This is a genomic window from Pseudomonas sp. OF001 (genome assembly GCF_904426495.1).
Taxonomy (GTDB): Bacteria; Pseudomonadota; Gammaproteobacteria; order Pseudomonadales; family Pseudomonadaceae; genus Geopseudomonas.
In genome coordinates this window covers 24,106-42,536 of record NZ_CAJGBM010000012.1, presented here as the reverse complement: position 1 = coordinate 42,536, position 18,431 = coordinate 24,106, and the positions used below count along the sequence as shown (strand labels likewise).

At 66.8% G+C, this 18,431-nt stretch carries 27 protein-coding genes; 21 read left to right on the top strand and 6 right to left on the bottom strand.

The window, feature by feature from the left end:
* Window positions 1–55: 55 nt before the first annotated feature.
* From RA210_RS08400 to RA210_RS08375, 6 genes are all read right to left on the bottom strand, one after another.
* Complete coding sequence (locus RA210_RS08400) at window positions 56–388, bottom strand: phage holin family protein (protein ID WP_201486085.1); 333 nt, start codon at window positions 386–388, stop codon at window positions 56–58.
* 245 nt (window positions 389–633) lie between these two features.
* Window positions 634–1,158, bottom strand: a complete 525-nt coding sequence (locus RA210_RS08395) for a hypothetical protein (RefSeq protein ID WP_201486084.1) — start codon at window positions 1,156–1,158, stop codon at window positions 634–636.
* Between the two features lie 330 nt (window positions 1,159–1,488).
* Window positions 1,489–4,194 (bottom strand): bifunctional DNA primase/polymerase, encoded by a 2,706-nt coding sequence (locus RA210_RS08390; protein ID WP_201486083.1) that lies wholly within the window; start codon window positions 4,192–4,194, stop codon window positions 1,489–1,491.
* Entirely contained in the window at window positions 4,191–4,394 is a 204-nt protein-coding gene (locus RA210_RS08385) for a TraR/DksA C4-type zinc finger protein (protein WP_201486082.1), read from the bottom strand. Before RA210_RS08385 ends, RA210_RS08390 begins: the two co-directional genes overlap by 4 nt.
* Complete coding sequence (locus RA210_RS08380) at window positions 4,387–4,875, bottom strand: phage regulatory CII family protein (RefSeq protein WP_201486081.1); 489 nt, start codon at window positions 4,873–4,875, stop codon at window positions 4,387–4,389. The genes RA210_RS08385 and RA210_RS08380 overlap by 8 nt, the downstream gene beginning before the upstream one ends.
* 346 nt (window positions 4,876–5,221) lie before the next feature.
* On the bottom strand, window positions 5,222–5,461 hold the full coding sequence (locus RA210_RS08375; RefSeq protein WP_201486080.1) for a hypothetical protein: 240 nt from the start codon (window positions 5,459–5,461) through the stop codon (window positions 5,222–5,224).
* Between RA210_RS08375 and RA210_RS08370 the strand changes: the two genes are divergently transcribed.
* From RA210_RS08370 to RA210_RS08270, 21 genes are all read left to right on the top strand, one after another.
* Window positions 5,462–6,307, top strand: a complete 846-nt coding sequence (locus RA210_RS08370) for a LexA family transcriptional regulator (protein ID WP_236574681.1) — start codon at window positions 5,462–5,464, stop codon at window positions 6,305–6,307. It abuts the gene before it with no gap.
* Between the two features lie 166 nt (window positions 6,308–6,473).
* Complete coding sequence (locus tag RA210_RS08365) at window positions 6,474–6,980, top strand: hypothetical protein (protein WP_201486079.1); 507 nt, start codon at window positions 6,474–6,476, stop codon at window positions 6,978–6,980.
* Window positions 6,981–6,988: 8 nt separating this feature from the next.
* Window positions 6,989–7,429, top strand: a complete 441-nt coding sequence (locus tag RA210_RS08360; RefSeq protein ID WP_201486078.1) for a type II toxin-antitoxin system YafO family toxin — start codon at window positions 6,989–6,991, stop codon at window positions 7,427–7,429.
* Window positions 7,430–7,485: 56 nt separating this feature from the next.
* Window positions 7,486–8,124, top strand: coding sequence for a BRCT domain-containing protein (locus tag RA210_RS08355; protein ID WP_201486077.1), 639 nt, complete (start codon window positions 7,486–7,488; stop codon window positions 8,122–8,124).
* Between the two features lie 155 nt (window positions 8,125–8,279).
* Window positions 8,280–8,471 (top strand): hypothetical protein, encoded by a 192-nt coding sequence (locus tag RA210_RS08350; RefSeq protein WP_201486076.1) that lies wholly within the window; start codon window positions 8,280–8,282, stop codon window positions 8,469–8,471.
* Window positions 8,468–8,755, top strand: coding sequence for a hypothetical protein (locus RA210_RS08345; protein ID WP_201486075.1), 288 nt, complete (start codon window positions 8,468–8,470; stop codon window positions 8,753–8,755). Before RA210_RS08350 ends, RA210_RS08345 begins: the two co-directional genes overlap by 4 nt.
* Window positions 8,756–8,757: 2 nt before the next feature.
* Complete coding sequence (locus RA210_RS08340; RefSeq protein ID WP_201486074.1) at window positions 8,758–9,330, top strand: deoxynucleotide monophosphate kinase family protein; 573 nt, start codon at window positions 8,758–8,760, stop codon at window positions 9,328–9,330.
* Window positions 9,331–9,338: 8 nt separating this feature from the next.
* Window positions 9,339–9,623: a hypothetical protein gene (locus RA210_RS08335; RefSeq protein ID WP_201486073.1), complete on the top strand. Its 285-nt coding sequence runs from the start codon at window positions 9,339–9,341 to the stop codon at window positions 9,621–9,623.
* Entirely contained in the window at window positions 9,620–10,024 is a 405-nt protein-coding gene (locus tag RA210_RS08330; protein WP_201486072.1) for a pyocin activator PrtN family protein, read from the top strand. Before RA210_RS08335 ends, RA210_RS08330 begins: the two co-directional genes overlap by 4 nt.
* Before the next feature lie 27 nt (window positions 10,025–10,051).
* On the top strand, window positions 10,052–10,399 hold the full coding sequence (locus RA210_RS08325) for a hypothetical protein (RefSeq protein WP_201486071.1): 348 nt from the start codon (window positions 10,052–10,054) through the stop codon (window positions 10,397–10,399).
* 27 nt (window positions 10,400–10,426) lie between these two features.
* Window positions 10,427–11,248, top strand: coding sequence for a YfdQ family protein (locus RA210_RS08320; protein ID WP_201486070.1), 822 nt, complete (start codon window positions 10,427–10,429; stop codon window positions 11,246–11,248).
* A 64-nt stretch (window positions 11,249–11,312) separates the two neighbouring features.
* Window positions 11,313–11,822, top strand: a complete 510-nt coding sequence (locus RA210_RS08315) for a hypothetical protein (RefSeq protein WP_201486069.1) — start codon at window positions 11,313–11,315, stop codon at window positions 11,820–11,822.
* The gene (locus RA210_RS08310; protein ID WP_201486068.1) at window positions 11,819–12,763 is read left to right on the top strand and encodes a hypothetical protein; all 945 of its coding nucleotides are present in this window, start codon (window positions 11,819–11,821) and stop codon (window positions 12,761–12,763) included. Before RA210_RS08315 ends, RA210_RS08310 begins: the two co-directional genes overlap by 4 nt.
* Before the next feature lie 10 nt (window positions 12,764–12,773).
* Window positions 12,774–13,496: a 3'-5' exonuclease gene (locus RA210_RS08305; protein ID WP_201486067.1), complete on the top strand. Its 723-nt coding sequence runs from the start codon at window positions 12,774–12,776 to the stop codon at window positions 13,494–13,496.
* A complete protein-coding gene (locus tag RA210_RS08300) occupies window positions 13,489–14,355 on the top strand; it encodes a hypothetical protein (RefSeq protein WP_201486066.1) in 867 nt (288 codons plus the stop codon). The genes RA210_RS08305 and RA210_RS08300 overlap by 8 nt, the downstream gene beginning before the upstream one ends.
* On the top strand, window positions 14,348–14,608 hold the full coding sequence (locus RA210_RS08295) for a hypothetical protein (protein ID WP_201486065.1): 261 nt from the start codon (window positions 14,348–14,350) through the stop codon (window positions 14,606–14,608). The genes RA210_RS08300 and RA210_RS08295 overlap by 8 nt, the downstream gene beginning before the upstream one ends.
* Window positions 14,605–16,020 (top strand): DNA cytosine methyltransferase, encoded by a 1,416-nt coding sequence (locus tag RA210_RS08290; RefSeq protein WP_201486064.1) that lies wholly within the window; start codon window positions 14,605–14,607, stop codon window positions 16,018–16,020. Before RA210_RS08295 ends, RA210_RS08290 begins: the two co-directional genes overlap by 4 nt.
* Window positions 16,017–16,766 carry a hypothetical protein gene (locus tag RA210_RS08285; RefSeq protein ID WP_201486063.1) on the top strand — a complete coding sequence of 250 codons (750 nt, stop codon included), beginning with the start codon at window positions 16,017–16,019 and terminating at the stop codon, window positions 16,764–16,766. Before RA210_RS08290 ends, RA210_RS08285 begins: the two co-directional genes overlap by 4 nt.
* A complete protein-coding gene (locus tag RA210_RS08280) occupies window positions 16,763–17,083 on the top strand; it encodes a hypothetical protein (RefSeq protein ID WP_201486062.1) in 321 nt (106 codons plus the stop codon). The genes RA210_RS08285 and RA210_RS08280 overlap by 4 nt, the downstream gene beginning before the upstream one ends.
* Window positions 17,080–17,310, top strand: a complete 231-nt coding sequence (locus RA210_RS08275) for an excisionase (protein WP_201486061.1) — start codon at window positions 17,080–17,082, stop codon at window positions 17,308–17,310. Before RA210_RS08280 ends, RA210_RS08275 begins: the two co-directional genes overlap by 4 nt.
* Complete coding sequence (locus tag RA210_RS08270; RefSeq protein WP_201486060.1) at window positions 17,291–18,394, top strand: phage integrase Arm DNA-binding domain-containing protein; 1,104 nt, start codon at window positions 17,291–17,293, stop codon at window positions 18,392–18,394. The genes RA210_RS08275 and RA210_RS08270 overlap by 20 nt, the downstream gene beginning before the upstream one ends.
* The last annotated feature ends 37 nt before the right edge of the window (window positions 18,395–18,431 follow it).

Here is an 18,431-nt window from a genome sequence, read left to right as displayed (position 1 = left end):
AGATGGTCTTTTTGGCCGGAAGGACCCGGGCCCAAAGGGGCCGCCGGGGCGGGCATCACTGCCCGCCATCCCGCTCCGGCACCTGCAACCCAGCCCGCTTCGCCAGCAGCTGGGTGTACAACCCACCCGCCACATCGGCGCCGATCACCGCGATCACGATGCCCAGCCCGGTGGCCGTGTACAGGTTGCCCCACAGCGCCATGGCCAGCAGCACGGTAGCCATACCCAGCAGGCCCGAGGCGAGGAAGCGCAGCGCGACACGCTGCAGGATCTGCCGCAGCGTCAGGTTCGAGCCCGACGCCCGCAGCATCTCGCCGGACAGCCCGGCAAGGCTCAGCAGCACCACCAGCCAGAACGGCATATCCGCGAAAGGTTGCTCGGTCGACATCGGCGCTCCTTAGCCAGGCTGGCAGCAGAAATAGAAAACCCCGCCGAAGCGGGGTCAGGGTGACCGGGGAAGGTCAGGGGCACAGCACAGTGCTCGCTAGCTCGATCAGGCGCACCTGTCGAATCGTGGTGACTTTGTACCCCCCGAGTGACAAACCGAAAAGCCCCCGATATCGGTACACGCCGACTGACGCCGACAAACGCCCACTGACGCCGACTGACGCCGAGTCACCCGACGAACGGTCATCAGCTCCGCCCCTTGAACAGCTCGACCCCACGCGCCGAATGCGCCGCCAGCGCCTGATCGTGCGCAGCCTTCCGCATCCGCTCGCCATCCCGGCGAGCCTCACGCCGGCGCCCACCCTGCTTCGCCTGCCGAGCCAGCAGCTCCGCCTGCACCAGCGAGTGCAGCTTGTGCAACTGCCGGAAGTACGCCCGCCGCCCGGCCTCACCACGGCCCAGCTCCAGGTCATACACCTGCTCGTCCAGCGTCAGGCCAAGGGTGTTCAGGTAACGCTTGCGAGCCAGCTTCCCCAGCGCCTCGCCCCCATCGCCGCGCTCCACCGCGCCCAGCGCCGCCTCCACCTCGCTCGCCGCGTAGTCCGGGCCAGCGCCCGCCAGCAGCATCCGAGCCCCAGGCATACCGCCCCGCGGCGCACAGCCCTGGTACTCCACGAGTGTGCCCATCGAGCTAGGCAGCGCCCCGGGCTGGCCGGCCTTCTGCAGCTGCTCACCCCAGTACGTCATCAGCACCTCGATTGCCTCAATCATGGCCGCGCACTCCCTCGCCAGAACCAACCCGACACAAAACCGCCCAACCCGACACACACCCGACACACAACAAACCCAGCAAAAACAATGCTTTCAGACCTGCTGTGTTGGGTGTGTCGGGTTTGTCGGCTTTTTCAGTCCTCGCGTAAGAAAAAAAACGGCTGCCGAATGCCGCCATAAATTCATGCGCGCACGCGCGCACGCGCGCGCCAACCCGACACACCCGACACACACGCCCACAACCCGCGCCACACGCGGCTTTCGCCTGTGCAGGGTCGCCAAAAACCACCCGACACAAACCCGACACACCCGACACACATGCGCGAGGATTCATGCTGCAGCCCCCTTCACATGGTCCCAGCTATCCACCGCCCAGCCCGCCGCCTTGGCCGCCACCCGCCAGGCGAGCACATGCGCGCCCAGATCGGCCGATGAAGGGGAAGGTGGCAGGAAGGCCTGCTCGCAGGACGGGAAGAAGAAGTTCGCGAACCGCCGCGTCGTGCCATCCGTCCACGGGATCCCCCGCGGCGTCTTCTCCACCTCGGTACTGATGAACTCCGAGAACTTCGTCTGCGACAGGGTGTGCTCCCGGTTCCGCTGACACCACTCGATGAACAGCGCATACAGATCGGTCGCCGTGCACGCGCCCCACAACTTCGGCCCGAGCTCGCCCGTCTTCCACAGGTACAGGAACGTCTGCCAGGACGCCCGGCTCAGCGCGACCAGCCGCTTGCGCGCCTCGGTCACCGGCGGCTTCGTCTGCTGATCGAAGCCGCCCAGGTCAACCGACAGCAGCCACCCGTACAGCGCCTCGACGCCCCCGTTCGCCAACTCATGCTTGATCGCCGCCTGCCGATCCAGCGGCAGCACATCCTCCGGCCACATCACCAGGAAGCGGCGGTCGCTGTCGCTGATCGGCCACGGCATGATCTCGTTCGACAGGAACACCGCATTCATGTGACTGGCCTCCTCCCAGCCGTTCACGAACTTCGACTCGATGCGCACCGTCTGCCCGGTGATCAGCTGCTTGATCTTGCCCACCTGGTTGTACCGCTGGTCGCGGCTCACCACCTCCTCGAACACAGCCCACAGCTTGCCGCTCTGCCAGGCGTTGAAGTTCCCTTCCAACTGGGTCTGCCCAACCGTCGCCGAGTACTGCCCGTACAGCCGCCCCATTGCCACCGAGAACAACAGGCTCTTGCCCGAGCCCTCCTTGATCGAGTGCATCAGCACCGCGGTATCCATCTTCGCCCCCGAGTGCTGCAGCGGGTACGCAATCCACCGCGTCAGCCAATCGGCCGCCTTCTCGTCGTGGTTGCACAGGAAGCTGATCAGCCAGCGCAGGTTCTCGCACGCCTTGTCGTCGCGCACCGGCTGCAGCGGCAGCCCCTCGAACGTATTGATGTGCGTCTTCGGGTCATGCGTCATCGTCGGGTCGAACACGATGTGGTTCACGTCCACCACACGCCGCTCCGGGCTGTTCAGCCACAGGCTGTACGCATCGCCCAAGGCCATCTTCACCGCACCCTCGGAGATCCGCCGCTTCTTCGCGTAGTCCCACACATCCTTCGTGCCGTCGATATACACGTAGCGCACCAGCGGCGGCATCCTGTCATCGCCCACCGCCTTGCCCGCCATCGCCCGCGCCTTCTCGATATCGCGGACCCACTCCTCGCTGACCCGCTTCTTGCGCTTCTCGTCGGTGACGGCCGACCACTCCTTGAACACATCCTTGCCGACCAGCGCCTCGAACGCCGAGCGCTTCATCTTCTTCGCCTTGTCCAGATCCCACACCGACGTGGTCCCCTCGATCAAGGCGTAACGGCGCAGCACGCGAGCCAGAGTCAGGCCCTCCCCCGCCCCCCCGTCATCGGAGCAGCCGGCCTCGCCTTCGCCCTCGACATCGGATGGGGCCGGGGGAAGGTCACCCACCGCCGGCGGCTCGGGCGGCCTGGGCGACGCCCGCTTGTGCTCCATCCCCAGCGACCGGGCAGCCGCCTTGATCGCCGCCGCGGTATCGCCACCGTGCTCCAGGATGCAGAACACATCGAACGGATCGTTCATGTGCCCGTTGGCCAGCGGGTCAGAGCCATGGTGCGAATACACCCGGCCTTCATCGCTGATCGTCACCCCCGGCAGCCCGGTGCTGCTCTGCGGGCACAACCACTTCCGCCCGCGGCGCTCATAGCCGTGCGCCTTCAGCAGGCTCTCCACATCCTGCGCCCGGTTGAACGCATCGATCACCGACGGCTGATCGCCGGCCTGCGCGCGGGCGGGAGGCGCAGCACGTACCGGCGCCGGTGCCGCCTTCGGTGCCCACGGGCACGCCTCCAGGGCCATCCGCTTGAACACATCCCAGTTGCGCCAGATGTTCAGCAGATCGCACGGCAGCTCCGGCAGCCCATCGGCCGACGGCGGCGTGCGCCACGAGTACGGCCTGCCCGTCTCCGGGTGGATCGACGGCGGCAGCACATCCTGCACCGGCCCCGCCCGCAGCTCGAACACAGTCACCGGAGCCAGCGGCTTCGCCTTCGCCCGCAGCTCGGCTTCCAGCGCCTCATCACCGGCCGCCTTCGCCTGCCGCGCCTCGGCCATCAGCCGCTTGAACTGGCTGCCATCCGGGTCAAGCTCGTTCGGCCATGACAGCGAATGCCGGCTGAACTCCACACCCTCCGGCAGACGGAACATCACCCGGAACCGCGCCGGGTTGCCCACCAGCGTCGGGTAGTCGCCCGGCAGCGCGTCCAGGTCCATGCCCAGCACATCGCGCAGCACCTGCCGCGAGTACTCCACATGATCCACGTCCAGCGAGCACACCCGGCTCGGGCCGAGCACCACACCCATGTTGTGCTGCGGGTGACGGCTCCAGAACGCCTCGGCCTCGGCCGCGTCGGTGAAGTAGCCGCCGGGCTGGTTCCAGCCGCTGCCCTTCGGGGCCTTCTCGCCCGGATCGATGGGCACCAGGGCCAGATTGAAGGTTTCGATATAGCGCCGCGCCCAGGCGGCAATCGGAGTGGCCGTCCCTGCCTGAGTCATCCGCGCGCCTCCGCCATGCCCTGGCAATCCACGCACAAACGGCAACCCGGCACCGCCTGGCGCCGGGCTTCCGGAATCGCAGCCCCGCAGTCATCGCACTCCAGGGCGCTCACACCTTGGTAACGCACGCGGCTGTCGATGGCCCGCTGCACCTGTGCAGCCTGCACCTGCTCGGCCAGCTCGATGAAGCGCTCATCCATCGCAGCGGCCCTCCATCGCAGCCCGCGCGCCGGCCATGATGCCCAGCACAGCGCGGATCACCTGATGGCCATGGTGCTCCAGCAGCGCCACTTCATGCGGCTGCCACACATTGTCGGCCGCGCCGGCGTGCAGGCTGCCGACGAATTCGCCTTCCCGCTGCAGCAGCTCGCCAACCGCCTTGAGCGCGTCCCGAGTGGCCGCGACCGGCTCCGGCCGATACCAGACCGCACCCGCCTGCCGCATCAGCGCATCCAGCAGCCGCGGGTCACGGGTAGCGGCAATGATCTCCTCCAGCTCGTCCGGAGTCGGCCAGCGCCGCTCCTCGCTGGGGTGCAGCTTCTTCTGCAGGGTGTCGAGATCCATCGCCAGATCATGGGAAAGGGCGGTGATCCCGCCCCTGTAGTCGCGACCGGCGCGGTACAGCGCCTGGCGCAGAGAAAGGACCGGACCAGCGTCCGGCAGCAGATCCTTGCGGCTCATGAGTGTTAAATCCCCGGTATCGCTGTAGGCGCAACCCGGGCAACTGCCCTATGATTGGCCTACAGCAGTCGCCGCCCGTTGGTATACGTGCTGTGTCCCCACGGGCAAGGCTGTTGAGGTAGTCAGGGGTGGTACCCGTCTACCGAACCCGCCGGGGCCAGGGCCTACTTTGGTGAGTGGCTTCCCTGGTTCCCGGCACCTGCTTCTTCTTCGCCTGCCGCATCCGCGTCAGGCTGCTGTTCATCCCTCCCCCTGCCGGCCCCGGTCTGCTGGTGAGGCTCCCGGTGCCGGCCCGCCGCGACTGATCCTTGTGCTGTGTCCCGCGGCGGTTGTGGCTGGTGAGTGTTCAGGCGGCAGACCTTCCAGGAGCCGCAGAATTTTTCAGCTTAGATGCATCGAACGGCTTGCCATTCTTAGCGGCGGCATCAGCCAACCGAGCAACATAGTTCGTCTCGCCGGTGTATTCCGTACGCGGCAGCGAATCAGCAGCAATCCACTTGTAAACAGCGCGAACGCTGACGCCACATGCCTCAGCTGCAGCTCGCGCACCACCTGCACATGCAATTGCCATTTTCAGAGCGGCCATATGACAGCCCTCCTCGGCTCTAAATATGAACTTCAGGTACATAGTATGCCGGAACTGAAAGTTCACGCAAGCCCGTGCGATAGTGAACCTATGGTTCAGCCCGATGAAATGCGCAGCGCCTTTGTCATGCGCCTCAAGAGTGCCGCCGCCGACGCCGGAATTCCCGCGTGGGGGCTAGGCGCACGCCTGTCGACAATCACAGGAAAGACTGCAAAGGCCGCCAGCAAATGGCTTAACGGAGAAGCAATGCCTGGCCGCCCAGCAATGCAGGCCATTGCAGCCGCTCTCAACGTTCGAGTGGAATGGCTGCAATTTGGAGAGGGCCTCCCCGGCCCAACCCACGGCATTGGCATGTTGCCATCTGACTATCGACAGGATGGCAACGCTGCCAGCGAGCATGCAAACGTTAAGCCCGCACTACAACCGCACAGGGAGGCAAGGGAGTACCCCGTGATCAGTTGGGTAGCAGCAGGAAGCTGGAGCGAGGCATGCGAAATCCACCAGCCAGGCCTCGCGGAGGAGTGGCTGGCATCGAACGAGAATGCGGGGGCGTGCGGCTACTGGCTGGAGGTCAGCGGTGACTCGATGTCCCCACCAACAGGCTTCGGGTTCCCATCTGGAATGTTCATTCTGGTGCAGCCCGAGGGGTTCGATCTGGTCAACGGAAAGTACTATATCGCCAAGCTGCTCGACACCGGCGAAACGACGTTCAAGCAGTACATCAGAGACGCGGGCATCGAGTATCTGCGCCCACTGAACCCGGCCTACAGAACGGTAGAGATCACCGACAACGTGCACATCATCGGCCGGGTGATTGACGCCAAGCTACCGCGATCGGCGCTCTGACCAGCAGCCCCTACGTCGCCCTGGTACTCGGTCCTGATCTGAGCAGGCCAACCCGCGCCGCCGCGCTGGACGTTTCCCCAGTGTTGTATAAGCTGGTCAGGTAGCGGTAAGGTCGCGTTGTGCGTATACTCCCGGCGCTTTTTTAAACGTCCACCGAGAAGCAGACATGGCGATCAAAACCACTGCGACATCGTTGATCATGGCCGCCCTGGCCGTGGTCGGGGACTATTCCGTCGCCGAGCCGGCGGTCAAGCCTGTCGCCGCCCAGGTCGAACGGCCTGCTCTGCAGGTTCGCCGCGCTGAGCTGCGCCGCGTACTGGAAGATCTGCGTACCGGATTCCTCGAACTCGACGACCTCTATGGCCAAGCCCTTCAGGTAACGCTGAAGCGCGACTGCTTCGACGCTGAACTGTTCGAGCGCCTCCCGGAGCTGATCGCCCAGGCACGCGGCCTGGAAGCCGCCCTGCGCGGCGTCGAGGTACCCGACTACCTGAGCGAAGAGCACATGGGCCTGCGCCGCGCCGTGGCCAGGATGCGCGGGCGCTTGGTACAGCTCGAAAGCCTGCTGATCCAGACGCACGAAACGCCCCGCTACGTGGAAAGCTCCATCGACATGGACGGCCTGAAGGCACTGGCCGAGCACACCACCCAGCGCCTGGCCAGGCTGGCCTAAGGGCGTCGATGACGGTAGAAGTCGCCTTCAACCCCATAGCCTTCGCCGAATTCTTCGCCCCCGTCGACGCTCGGTATCCCGGGCTATCCGCGCAACTGCTGGAGGACTTCCGGCAGTACATCCTGTCCGACCGCCTAGCCCCACCCCGCTACTTCGGCCGAGACGCACCCTACACCCAGCCGCCCGAGGCTTACCGCGCCTGCCTGATGCACATCCACATCAAGCTGCCGCCGGGCAGCTTCCCCCAGGACCGCGCCCAGTACCATCGGGTCTGCAAGTCTGGCCGCCCCGGCGAAGATGCCGCGCTGATCTACGTCCAGGGCGAGCTGTACGAGGATCGCTGTCAGCTAATGGCCTTCCTCTGGCCAGACGCCCACGGCAAGGCCAGGCAACGAGACCTGATGCGCTACCTGGCGAGGCTGGCGGAAAGTTTCCGCGCAGAGAATTGACCCCAAGCCCCGCAGACGCGGGGCTTTGCTTATCCCATGCAACAGAGGACGTGAAGATGGTTGATCTGCACCAGGAGTTTCAGGAAACCCGCATTTTCCATGCCGCCCGCATGGACCGGCGCGCGGCCGACATGCTGGTCGGTCTGGTTACTGGCATCGTCGCCGATGGCGTAGTCACCCAGCAGGAAGCGACCCACCTGCGCGATTGGATGAACACCCACCTGGCCCAGCTGAACGATCCGGTCATCAACACCCTGTTCCGTCGCATCCATGCCATGCTGCTGGACCAGGCGCTCGACGCCGACGAGGCCGCCGACCTGCTCGACACCCTGCGCAGCTTCATCGGCTACACCAGCGCGCAACCGGCGCCGCGCACCTATACCGCCCCCACTACGCTGCCGCTGGACAACCCTGCGCCCGACCTGACCCCGCACGGCAGGGTCTTCGTCTTCACCGGCGTGATGGCCTTCGGCCCCCGCAAGGACTGCGAGGCCGTGGTGATCGACCGCGGCGGCCTGGCTGCGCCCAGCATCACCAAGAAGACCCACTTCCTGGTGGTCGGCAGCATCGGCAACGAGCAGTGGCTGCAAAGCACCTACGGCCGCAAGATCATGCGTGCCGTCGAGCTGCGAGACGCGGGCTGCCCGCTCGCCATCGTCAGCGAGGATCACTGGCAGAAAACCCTGCTCGGCTGAACGACCGCCCAGCGAACCAACCAAGCCCCGCCCCGTGCGGGGCTTTTCGCTTTATGCGACTCATGATCCAAAAGAAAATATGAACTTTAGGTTCTTGACTGAAATGAACCGTTAGTACATATTCATTGCGTACCCACTCACCAAGGGACGCACCCATGGACACAGCACGCCGCACCACCCGCTGCCCGGTGTACCTCCACCCGGCAGCGGCTTCCAACCCCACCACCATCGCCCGCATCCAGAGCCGCACCGGCCTGCTGGTAATCGTCGGCGCCGGCCAAAAGGCCGCCACCCTGCAGCAGTCCTGCCACGCCGGCTTCGGCCCGTTCGGAGGGGATGCCGCATGAGCCCTATCAGCATCCTCCTCATGATGATCGTCGACACCGTCGCCCAGGTGGCCGCCAAGGGCCAGTGGAGTCCGTGCTTCGACATCAGCCACGGTGCAGCCAGCCTGCACTTCCGGCCGGCTGGCTTCGACTATCTCAAGCCGACCGGAACCTGGCCGAAGGCCGAGACCATACGCGTCCGCATCGTTCCGATGGACCAGGACGACGAGCCGGAACTGCTCGAAGAGCTGCAGGCCATGCTCGCCTTCGCCCGCCGCCACCTTGAAACCGCTCCGGAGGCCTGACCATGACCCAGATCCTGATCGGCCTCGCCGGCCCCGCACGCAGCGGCAAGACCACCGCCGCCAAGCACCTCGCCACCGAGCACGGCTTCATCCACTACGCCCTCGCCATGCCGCTCAAGGGCATGCTGGCCAACGGCTTCAACCTGTCCGACGCCCACCTCGAGGGCGCGCTGAAGGAGCAGCCGCTGCCCTGGCTGGGCAAGAGCCCGCGCGAGCTGATGCAGCTGCTCGGCACCGAGTTCGGCCGCGGCCTGGTGCACAACGACATCTGGCTGCTGCTCGCCGAGCAGAACCTCGACAGCCTCGCCCGCTGCCTGCCCGGCAGCACCGGCATCGTCGTCAGCGATCTGCGCTTCGAGAACGAGGCCGACTGGCTGCGCCGCCGCGGCGGCGTGGTGGTGCACATCCTGCGCCCGGAGGCCCCCGGCGTTGCGGCGCATAGCAGCGAGGCCGGCATCGAGATCCGCGACAACGACCTGGTGATGCACAACGATGGCGACCTGGCGGACTTCCTGCGCGACATCGAGCGCGCCCTGGCGCATATCGCCCGCCGCACCGCGGCGCGCGCAGCCTGAGGCACCCCATGAACCGGACCATCCGCAAGGCGGCCAGCGTGCTCGGCGTCCGCGAGAGCGACCTGCGCAAGCACCTGCAGGACACCAACGTCCTGAACAAGGACGGCACCCTGGCTTCCCGCTACATCGGGCGCGGGCATCTGTTCATGGACCCTCGGCAGCACTGGAACGACCGGATCAAGAAGTACGTGCACTACTCCGTGCTGATGGTCACCGAGGCGGGCATCGACTGGCTCGCCGCCCGCCTCGGGGTAGCCATCACCACCACCAGCCACAAGGACGATGCCGCATGACCCAAGGCCAAACCATCGCCCGCCAGCTGACCGAGAGTGTCGACAATTTGGCGCACCGCTCCCCCGGAGCGGCCACCCCGGCGGGGTGCGGGGAGGCAGCCCGCGCAGACATGCTCGCCAGGCTGTGGAAGCAGCACCGAGCCGCCAGCCTGACCTTGTCCGAGGTGCGCGAGTGCTACTTCACCCGGATCAAGACGGACAAGCACCTGCGCGCGCTGATCCGCAAGGGCAAGGTCCAGCTGCGCACCTTCACGATGTTCGAGTCACGACTGGATGAGCCACGGGTCACCCTGGAGGATCTGGCCGACCTGCTGGTCCGCCGCGCGATGCACTCCACTCACGCCACCAAGGGCACCCCGCCGCAACCTAGCCAAGAACCCGCCGCCGACCAAGCGGCTTGACCACCACCCCAGAGGGGACACAGCACCATGACCACAAAGAAGGCACGCCCGTTCATCGACACCCTGCGCGACCTCGAGGCCGGGCACCTGCTCGACGAGCTGACCGACACCCAGCACAGCCTGATCGACGCCATCCGCCTGACCGGCAAGCAGGGCGAGCTGACCCTCAAGCTCGTCTACAAACCCGACGGCGCAGGCCAGATGACCATCAAGGCCGACGTGAAGGCCAAGGAACCGCAGCTGTCGCGCGGCACCTCGCTGTTCTTCCTGACGCCCGAGGGGAACCTGACCCGCAAGGACCCTCGCCAGCAGGAAATCCCGCTGCGCTCCGTCGCCGACGAACCGGCCGCCGCCCTGCGCACCGTCAACGAATAACCAAGCCACTCACCAAGGAAGCCAACCATGCAACAAGCCATCACCCAACTCGTCGCCCTCGCCCAGGCCCTCGGCAAGCCGCTCGACCACCCCGGCCTGACCGCCCCTGTCGCACTGCTGCCCGAAGGCGTCGAGCTGCAGGGCCTCGAGCAGCACCTGCCGGCGCCGGTGCGCATCCGCCAGTCCGTCAAGGTGCTCGACGCCAAGACCTTCATCGACTACGTGAACCGCTTCGCCGATAGCGCCTCGGCCGTGTTCTGCAACGGCCCGGAAGGCCGCACCTTCACCGCCGTGCTCGACTACCACCAGCCCGACTCGCCGTCGTGGGGCACCCACAAGGCCACCTACCAGTGCCCGACCACCGTCGAGTGGGGCAACTGGCGCGCCGCCGACCGCAAGAAGATGGCGCAGGCCGACTTCGCCGAGTTCATCGAGGAGAACGTCAAGGACATCGTCCAGCCCGACGGCAACCACGCCGCCCCCACCGCGGCCGACATGCTGGAGATCAGCCGCACCCTCGAGGCGAAGAAGAACATCGCCTTCCGCCAGGGCATCCGCCTGGACAACGGCCAGGTGCAGCTGACCTACAACGAGCAGATCGACGGCCGCGCCGGCGAGACCGGCCAGCTCAACATCCCCGAGCAGTTCTTCATCGGCATCCGCCCGTTCCTCGGCGGCGACGCCTTCTGCATCCCGGCCCGCTTCCGCTACCGCATCCAGGAAGGCCGCCTGGTGATGTGGTTCGAGCTGGTGCGCCCGGACAAGGTGCTCGAGGAGGCCTACAACGCCGTCCGCAAGCAGATCGCCGACGCCATCGGCTCGGTGCCGCTGTACGAAGCCACCATCTGACCCAGTAACACCCGCCCGCCGCCTCACCAGCGGCGGGCAACCCACCACCAGGGGGACACAGCACATGGAACTCACCACCCTAAGCACACCGCTCGCCGCACTGATCGGCCTCGCGGCCGGCCAACTGATCGCGGTCTGCGCCTTCCATATCGGCAAGCGCCGCGGCTACTCCGCAGGCCGCAAGGACGGCTTCGACTCCGGCTACGACCTCGCCGAGGAAGAACTGGAGATCGAGCTGAACGAAACCGCCGCCCGCTGCAACAGCGCCGAGCGCCTGCTTGCCAGCACCCAGGCCGAACTGCGCCGCCTCAAGGACAACCACGCCCGGGCCATGCAGGACGCCCGCGAGGCCTACGAAGCGCTGCACCTGCAGCTCGACGACGCCCAGGTGCTCAACGACCAGCACGCGCGCCTGCTGTGCGACGCGGCAGACACCCTCCGTCTGGCTGCGAACGTATGGCGGCCAATCAACGCCACCCTGAAAGCTGATGCCGCAACCAGCCAGGCCAAGCAGCTGCGCGACCTCGCTGGCTGGCTCAAGCCGCAGACCCAGCACATGGAGCGTGCAGCATGAAGCTCCCAACCCGCCCGACAGTCATGATCGGCTTCGCCTGGGCGCTCTCCAGCGTAACCGTGGTGACCATCTCGCTGGCCGTGTACGAGCTGGTTGACGACAAGCGCATGGCCCTGCTCTACGCCGGCGCCTTCGCCGTGGCCGACCTGGTCAAGTACATGCTGTGGCCGACCGCCCGCGAGTATTTCGACGGCGGCCGCCGCGCGAGCGCCGTGGCCATGGCTGTTGCTGCTTCGATCCTCGCCGTCTTCAGCGGACTGGCAACGGCCGAGCGCTTCACCTCCGACCTCGGCGCCCGCGCCGCGCAGCACCAGGCTCACCAGCAGCAGTTCGCCGTCGCCGAACTCGCCCGCTCGGTTGCCCAGCAGGATCTGGCCAGGCTCGATGCCGAGGCAGCCGCCGTCAGCACCGAGGCCGCCGCCCTGCGCTCCCGCGACTTCGCCCGCGCCGCGCTCAACCTGACCACGACCAGCGACGCCCGCATCGACGCCCTGCGCGCCGACGCCCGCAATCGCCTGGACACCGCCGCCCGCGATCTGGCCGAGCTACAGGCGCAGCCGCTGCCGGTGGCCGCCCCGGCCGACCTGGTGCCCCTGCTCGGCCTCGGCCTGGCTCTGGTGCTGGAGATTCTCCCGGCGCTGCTGCTGACCATCGTCCGCACCACCCCGCCAGCCAATCCAGTGGTACCGGCCAACCAGGCCGCCAGCGCGCCGGAGACTGCCGAGCAGGACGACGAGCCGCTGCCCCTGACCTTCGCAGAGAGCTGCCGGCGCATGGCCGCCACCGCCCGCAACTTGCGCGGAGCACATGCCGACCAGCAGCCACCGCACCGCAACCCACCACCCTCAGGCCCCGCACCTAACCCGAGCGCTGTCGCGCCATTACCGCGACGACAACCGCACCCGCGCCGCGCTCACCTGACACCCGCCATTGCGACCTGAGGACACGAACATGATCAAGCAGACCCACATCGTCATCGACCTGGAAACCCTCGGCAAAGGCCCGAACGCCCCCATCGCAGCCATCGGCGCCGTGGTAGTCCGCGATGCCAAGCCGCTCGACGAGTTCTACCGCCGCATCGACCTGGAGTCGGCCATGATCCCGCACTGGAAGCGCGAGGCCGACGCCTCCACCATCCAGTGGTGGCTGCAGCAGAGCGCCGAAGCCCGCGCCGAGATCGACGGCAGCCAACCGGGCACCCCCATCATTTCAACCCTCGAGCAGTTGGCCGGCTGGATGGACATCTACGCCCCCCACCGCGACGCGCTGGTCTGGGGCAACGGCAGCAGCTTCGACAACGTCATCCTGCGCAGCGCCTACAGCGAACTCACCCGCCCCACCCCCTGGGAGTTCCGGAACGACCGCGACCTACGCACCATCCTCGCCCTCTACCCCGAGGCGAAGAACGTCGGCCCGTTCGAGGGCACCAAACACCACGCCCTGCACGACGCCCGCCACGAGGCCAAACAGCTGTGCAAGGCGCTGCGCCTACATGCCGGTCAGAGCGAGAGCAGCTCTGTACTGAGCGACCTGCTGCACCAGGCAGCCGACGTGCTGACCAACCCAGACGCCGACATGTTCGAGCGCCTACAGCTGGCCCGCAACATCCAGGGCGAGCTGGAGAACAACCCGCTGCAGCCGCAGGTGGAGCGCGAGGAGGTGAGCCATGGCTGAGCAAACCACCATGCCCGCCAACCTGCTGTCGGACTACATCCTGATGCCCCGTCGCCTTACCGCGGCGAACGGTGCCAAGGCGCTGCTGTCCGGCGAGCACTCGGAGTCAATCGAGCTGCCGTGCGCTGAGTGCGATCCTGACGATCGTGATGATGAGTGCGAAATGTGCGGTGGCACCGGGACCTATATCCAGCACGTCCCCATCAGTTGGTCGTGTATCAAGATCATCTACGCCCAGGCAGTCGAAGGGCTCGCCAGAGAGCTTCCCTCACTGCCATGCGACGTGATGCTCCCGCCGGCGACCATCATCCGCCGCGGCTGCGACTTCAACAGCCTGCTGAATTCGCTCGGCCTGCGCGAAGGCCAGCCTGATGAGCTGTGCACCATCCAACGCGCCCGCCCGGCACCAGCCGAACAGCACTGGGCAGTCCATGCCCAGGGCCCGGACGAGCTGTGGGCCGCCGAAAGCCGCGAGGAGGCCGAGCAGCACGCCGCAGCACTCAACGCCCTGACCGGCCAGACCGACACCATCAAGGTCAACGCCGTTGTCATCCCATCGCCCTGGAGCGAGGTCGAGCACTGGAAGACCCTCGCCGAGCAGTGGCGCCACGAAGCCGAAGACCGAATCGCCAGCCTGCAAAGCACTCGCTCTGCGCTGGAAAACGTCACGAAGGTGGCCCGCAGCAACCTCGATCTGCTCGACGAGAACACTGCCCTGCGCAGCCGCGTGTCCGACCTGTTGCACCTGCTGCAGTACGCCACCATCACAACGCCGAGCACCGGCGATGCAGAGCAGGCCAAGAGCGTGATGGGCGACCTGGCACGCATGCTCGCAGCGAAGGAGGCCGCCGATGCGTAACGCCCTGACCACCCTGCACAAACTCCCGGCTGCCCTGCGCCGCCTCGCCGAGCTGCCCACCGGCAGCCCGGTGGTGCACGTCAGCGCCCCTGCCCGCCAGCGCCTCCTCGAGGGCCTGCAGTTCGACCGCGGCCGCAACACCTGGCTGGCCCGCCTCGATGGCGGCGCCACCTGCCAACCGCGCGACCTGCGCCTGCCCGGTGACCAGCTCGACCTGCTGGCCCCGGCCGAATGCGGGAGGGCCTTGGCATGACCAGCCTGTTTCGCATTCACCCGCAGCCGGCCTTCAACTTCGACGGCCTGGTAATCGACAACTTCGCCGGCGGTGGCGGGGCCAGCACCGGCATCGAGCTTGGCCTCGGCCGCCCGGTCGACATCGCCATCAACCACGACCCCGAGGCCGTGGCCATGCACGACATCAACCACCCGCACACCCGCCACCACTGCGAAAGCGTGTGGGACATCGACCCGCGCGCGATCGTCCAGGGCCGCCCGGTCGACCTGTGCTGGTTCAGCCCGGACTGCAAGCACTTCAGCAAGGCCAAGGGCGGCACCCCGGTGTCGAAGAAGATCCGCGGCCTCGCCTGGGTCGCCATCCGCTACGCCGCCACCGTGCGGCCGCGGGTGATCATGCTCGAGAACGTCGAGGAATTCGTGACCTGGGGCCCGATCACCAGCGACGGCCGCCCCTGCCCGCGCAACAAGGGCCGCACCTTCGCCAGCTTCACCAACGCCCTGCGCCGCCTCGGCTATCAGGTGGACTGGCGTGAACTGCGCGCCTGCGACTACGGCGCCCCGACCATCCGCAAGCGCCTGTTCCTTACCTCGCGCCGCGATGGCCTGCCCCTCGTCTGGCCACAGCCGACCCACGGCGACCCGAACAGCGACGCGGTCAAGCGCAAGCTGCTCAAACCGTGGCGCACCGCCGCGGAGATCATCGACTGGTCTATCCCGTGCCCGAGCATCTTCGGCCGCCAGCGTCCGCTCGCCGAGAACACCCTGCGCCGTATCGCTCGCGGCCTGCAGCGGTACGTCCTCGACGCCCGGCATCCGTTCATCGCCCCGGCGCATTCGGCAGGCGTGCTCAACCCGCACGGAACGCCACCGGACCAGCTTGTGGTGGCGGCCTTCCTCGCCAAGCACTACGGCGGCAACTACAACGGCCCGGGCGTCAGCCTGGCCGAGCCGCTGCCGACCGTGACCACCGTCGACCACAACGCGCTGGTGACCAGTCACCTGATCAAGCTGCGCGGTACCTGCCGCGATGGCCAGCCAGTGACCGAGCCACTTCACACCATCAGCGCCCAGGGCAACCACCTCGGCGAGGTCCGCGCTTTCCTGCTCAAGTACTACGGCACCGGCGACGGCCAGCCCCTCGACGAGCCTCTGCACACCGTCACCACCAAGGACCGCATGGCCCTGGTGATGATCAAGGGCGAGCCGTACCAGATCGTCGACATCGGCATGCGCATGCTCGAGCCCCACGAACTGTACGCCGCGCAGGGCTTCCCGGCCGATTACATCCACACCCACACCGCCGGCGGCAAGCGCCTGAGCAAGGCCGCCCAGGTCCGCATGTGCGGCAACAGCGTCTGCCCACCCGTCGCCGCCGCGCTGGTGCGCGCCAATCTGGTCGAGCAGCAGCAGATCGAGGAGGCAGCATGAAAGAGCGTCCGATCCTGTTCAGCGGACCGATGGTTCGCGCCATCCTTGATGGCCGGAAGACGGTGACGCGCCGCGCAATCAAGCATCAGCCCGACGTGCCGGTAACCGATGCGATTCCACGCCGGAACTACCCGCACGGCCCTGCTACGGCCGATTGGTACTGGCGGCCGAAACATGGGCACCTGAATGGCGCGCCAAGCAAAGGCTGGGACTTCAAGTGTCCCTATGGCGAGCCCGGCGACCGGCTGTGGGTGCGCGAGAGCCATGCCCAGGTTTTCGAGGTGGACATTCCAGAAGGCCGCCCGGTTGGCCCGATCGGTACCGCTGGGTCTCCCGGCCGCCCCGACTGGAAGTTCCGCTACGTGTACCGGGCAGACGGCGAGATGCCGAATGTTCAGTGGCACCACATCGGCGACAGCCAACCAGTGCGATGGACGCCGAGCATCCGCATGCCGCGAACAGCCTCCCGCATCCTGCTGGAGATCACCGACGTGCGCGTCGAGCGCCTGCAGGATGGCGATGGCGAGACTGCCTTCGGAAGCCGCTACCTGGCCGAGGGTATCAACCGCATCCACCATGGCGATGGCGAGTACTACTACCACGCTTTCGAGAGCGAACCTGGCCCCGGTAACTGGATCGATCCCTTCGACGCATGGCGCGAGCTGTGGGAGTCGATCAACGGCGCCGAGCCCTGGGACGCTAACCCCTGGGTCTGGGTCGTCGAGTTCAAGAGGGTCACGCCATGACCTGCACCATCATCCACACCACCAACGCGCCGCCCGAGAGGGCGGCCACCGTCATCGGCAACCGCCCTCGCCGGCCTCTGCCGTGGTCTGTATCGCTGCTGATCATCGACACCCAGGGCGCCACCCTGCAGCTGGACGCCCGCACCACCACGCCGTGCACGGTCGACGACCTGCCGGCCGTGGTCGGCCAGCTGATCGACGAGGCCGTCGACGACCTGCGCGCAACCAACCCGGAGCTGACGGCCAACTACGTCCAGTGGCGAGCCAGCGCCCGGGGCGGATCGAAGAAGAATCGGAAGGGAGGGAAGCGGAGATGAAGGTCACCCTGGAGAAGTGGGCCGAGCTCAATCTGGATCCGCCCCCATCCCGAGCCACCCTGCAGCTGTGGGCACGCGAGGGGCGCTTCGAGCCTGCGGCGGTCAAGCACGGCCGCCGGTACTATGTGGACCAGGACGCACACTATCGCGAGCCGCCACCGTTGGTGCGCGGCGGTTCGCTGCTCAGCCGTATCGAGAGGGCTCGCCATGGCGCCAAGGCCGCGTAAAACGGGGTCGAAAGACCTACCGCCGAACCTGTACCGCAAGACCGACAAGCGCAACGGTGTGACCTACTACACCTACCGCGACCCGGTAAGCGGCCGCATGTTCGGGCTCGGCTCTGACAAGGACGCAGCGCTCCGCGAGGCCCATGCAGCGAATGCTGTCATGGCCTCCCGGCCGGCGCTGGTGGAGCGGATGTCCGCTCCGCCAGCACGGCCGGCACGGCTGTTCGCAGACTGGCTGCAGCGCTACAGGCAGATCATCGCAGAACGCGACCTGGCACCGGCAACCATGCGAAACCTCGGCATGCGCATCAACGTACTGGAGAAGAGGTTCGCAGGGCGGGACATTGCCGACATTGGCACCATCGATGTTGCGGACTATCTGACCGGCCTGGCACGCGAAGGGAAGGCGCAGATGAGCCGAGCCATGCGGTCGCTGCTGCGCGACGTGTTCATGGAGGCCATGGCTGCGGGGTGGACAGCGACCAACCCGGTCGAGGTGACCAAGGCCGCCAAGGTGAAGATCAAGCGCGAGCGCCTGACGCTGGAGATGTGGAAGGCGATCTACGCCGAAGCCCGCCAGCCGTGGCTCAAGCGCGCGATGGAGCTGGCCGTCCTGACAGGACAGCGCCGCGAGGACATCGCCAGCATGCTGTTCAAGGACGTGCGCGACGATCACCTGCATGTCGTCCAGTCCAAGACAGGCCAGCGCCTGCGCCTCGGCCTGTCGATCAGCCTGCAGTCGGTGGCACTGGATTTGGCCGGCACCATCAAGCGCTGCCGCGACCGCGTAGTGAGCCAGCACCTGGTGCACCACAGCCGCACGATCAGCAAGGCCGCCCCCGGGCAACCGATCATGCTCGACACGCTGAGCAAGGCCTTCGCCGAGGCGCGGGACCGGGCCGCCGGGAAAGGCGCGATCACCATCGGCGACAACCCGCCGACCTTCCACGAGCAGCGCTCGCTGGCCGCCCGCCTGCACGCAGCGGAAGGCCGCGACCCACAGGCTCTGCTCGGCCATAAGTCCGCGAAGATGACCGACATCTACCGGGACAGCCGGGGCGCCGAGTGGATCGACGTGGCATAATGCGGGCCTTAATTTTGGCGGTATTTTGGGGGGATTT

Coding starts and splice junctions, on each gene's coding strand:
- RA210_RS08400 (WP_201486085.1), bottom strand. CDS start 388: ATGTCGACCGAGCAACCTTTCGCGGATATGCCGTTCTGGCTGGTGGTG.
- RA210_RS08395 (WP_201486084.1), bottom strand. CDS start 1,158: ATGATTGAGGCAATCGAGGTGCTGATGACGTACTGGGGTGAGCAGCTG.
- RA210_RS08390 (WP_201486083.1), bottom strand. CDS start 4,194: ATGACTCAGGCAGGGACGGCCACTCCGATTGCCGCCTGGGCGCGGCGC.
- RA210_RS08385 (WP_201486082.1), bottom strand. CDS start 4,394: ATGGATGAGCGCTTCATCGAGCTGGCCGAGCAGGTGCAGGCTGCACAG.
- RA210_RS08380 (WP_201486081.1), bottom strand. CDS start 4,875: ATGAGCCGCAAGGATCTGCTGCCGGACGCTGGTCCGGTCCTTTCTCTG.
- RA210_RS08375 (WP_201486080.1), bottom strand. CDS start 5,461: ATGGCCGCTCTGAAAATGGCAATTGCATGTGCAGGTGGTGCGCGAGCT.
- RA210_RS08370 (WP_236574681.1), top strand. CDS start 5,462: ATGACAGCCCTCCTCGGCTCTAAATATGAACTTCAGGTACATAGTATG.
- RA210_RS08365 (WP_201486079.1), top strand. CDS start 6,474: ATGGCGATCAAAACCACTGCGACATCGTTGATCATGGCCGCCCTGGCC.
- RA210_RS08360 (WP_201486078.1), top strand. CDS start 6,989: ATGACGGTAGAAGTCGCCTTCAACCCCATAGCCTTCGCCGAATTCTTC.
- RA210_RS08355 (WP_201486077.1), top strand. CDS start 7,486: ATGGTTGATCTGCACCAGGAGTTTCAGGAAACCCGCATTTTCCATGCC.
- RA210_RS08350 (WP_201486076.1), top strand. CDS start 8,280: ATGGACACAGCACGCCGCACCACCCGCTGCCCGGTGTACCTCCACCCG.
- RA210_RS08345 (WP_201486075.1), top strand. CDS start 8,468: ATGAGCCCTATCAGCATCCTCCTCATGATGATCGTCGACACCGTCGCC.
- RA210_RS08340 (WP_201486074.1), top strand. CDS start 8,758: ATGACCCAGATCCTGATCGGCCTCGCCGGCCCCGCACGCAGCGGCAAG.
- RA210_RS08335 (WP_201486073.1), top strand. CDS start 9,339: ATGAACCGGACCATCCGCAAGGCGGCCAGCGTGCTCGGCGTCCGCGAG.
- RA210_RS08330 (WP_201486072.1), top strand. CDS start 9,620: ATGACCCAAGGCCAAACCATCGCCCGCCAGCTGACCGAGAGTGTCGAC.
- RA210_RS08325 (WP_201486071.1), top strand. CDS start 10,052: ATGACCACAAAGAAGGCACGCCCGTTCATCGACACCCTGCGCGACCTC.
- RA210_RS08320 (WP_201486070.1), top strand. CDS start 10,427: ATGCAACAAGCCATCACCCAACTCGTCGCCCTCGCCCAGGCCCTCGGC.
- RA210_RS08315 (WP_201486069.1), top strand. CDS start 11,313: ATGGAACTCACCACCCTAAGCACACCGCTCGCCGCACTGATCGGCCTC.
- RA210_RS08310 (WP_201486068.1), top strand. CDS start 11,819: ATGAAGCTCCCAACCCGCCCGACAGTCATGATCGGCTTCGCCTGGGCG.
- RA210_RS08305 (WP_201486067.1), top strand. CDS start 12,774: ATGATCAAGCAGACCCACATCGTCATCGACCTGGAAACCCTCGGCAAA.
- RA210_RS08300 (WP_201486066.1), top strand. CDS start 13,489: ATGGCTGAGCAAACCACCATGCCCGCCAACCTGCTGTCGGACTACATC.
- RA210_RS08295 (WP_201486065.1), top strand. CDS start 14,348: ATGCGTAACGCCCTGACCACCCTGCACAAACTCCCGGCTGCCCTGCGC.
- RA210_RS08290 (WP_201486064.1), top strand. CDS start 14,605: ATGACCAGCCTGTTTCGCATTCACCCGCAGCCGGCCTTCAACTTCGAC.
- RA210_RS08285 (WP_201486063.1), top strand. CDS start 16,017: ATGAAAGAGCGTCCGATCCTGTTCAGCGGACCGATGGTTCGCGCCATC.
- RA210_RS08280 (WP_201486062.1), top strand. CDS start 16,763: ATGACCTGCACCATCATCCACACCACCAACGCGCCGCCCGAGAGGGCG.
- RA210_RS08275 (WP_201486061.1), top strand. CDS start 17,080: ATGAAGGTCACCCTGGAGAAGTGGGCCGAGCTCAATCTGGATCCGCCC.
- RA210_RS08270 (WP_201486060.1), top strand. CDS start 17,291: ATGGCGCCAAGGCCGCGTAAAACGGGGTCGAAAGACCTACCGCCGAAC.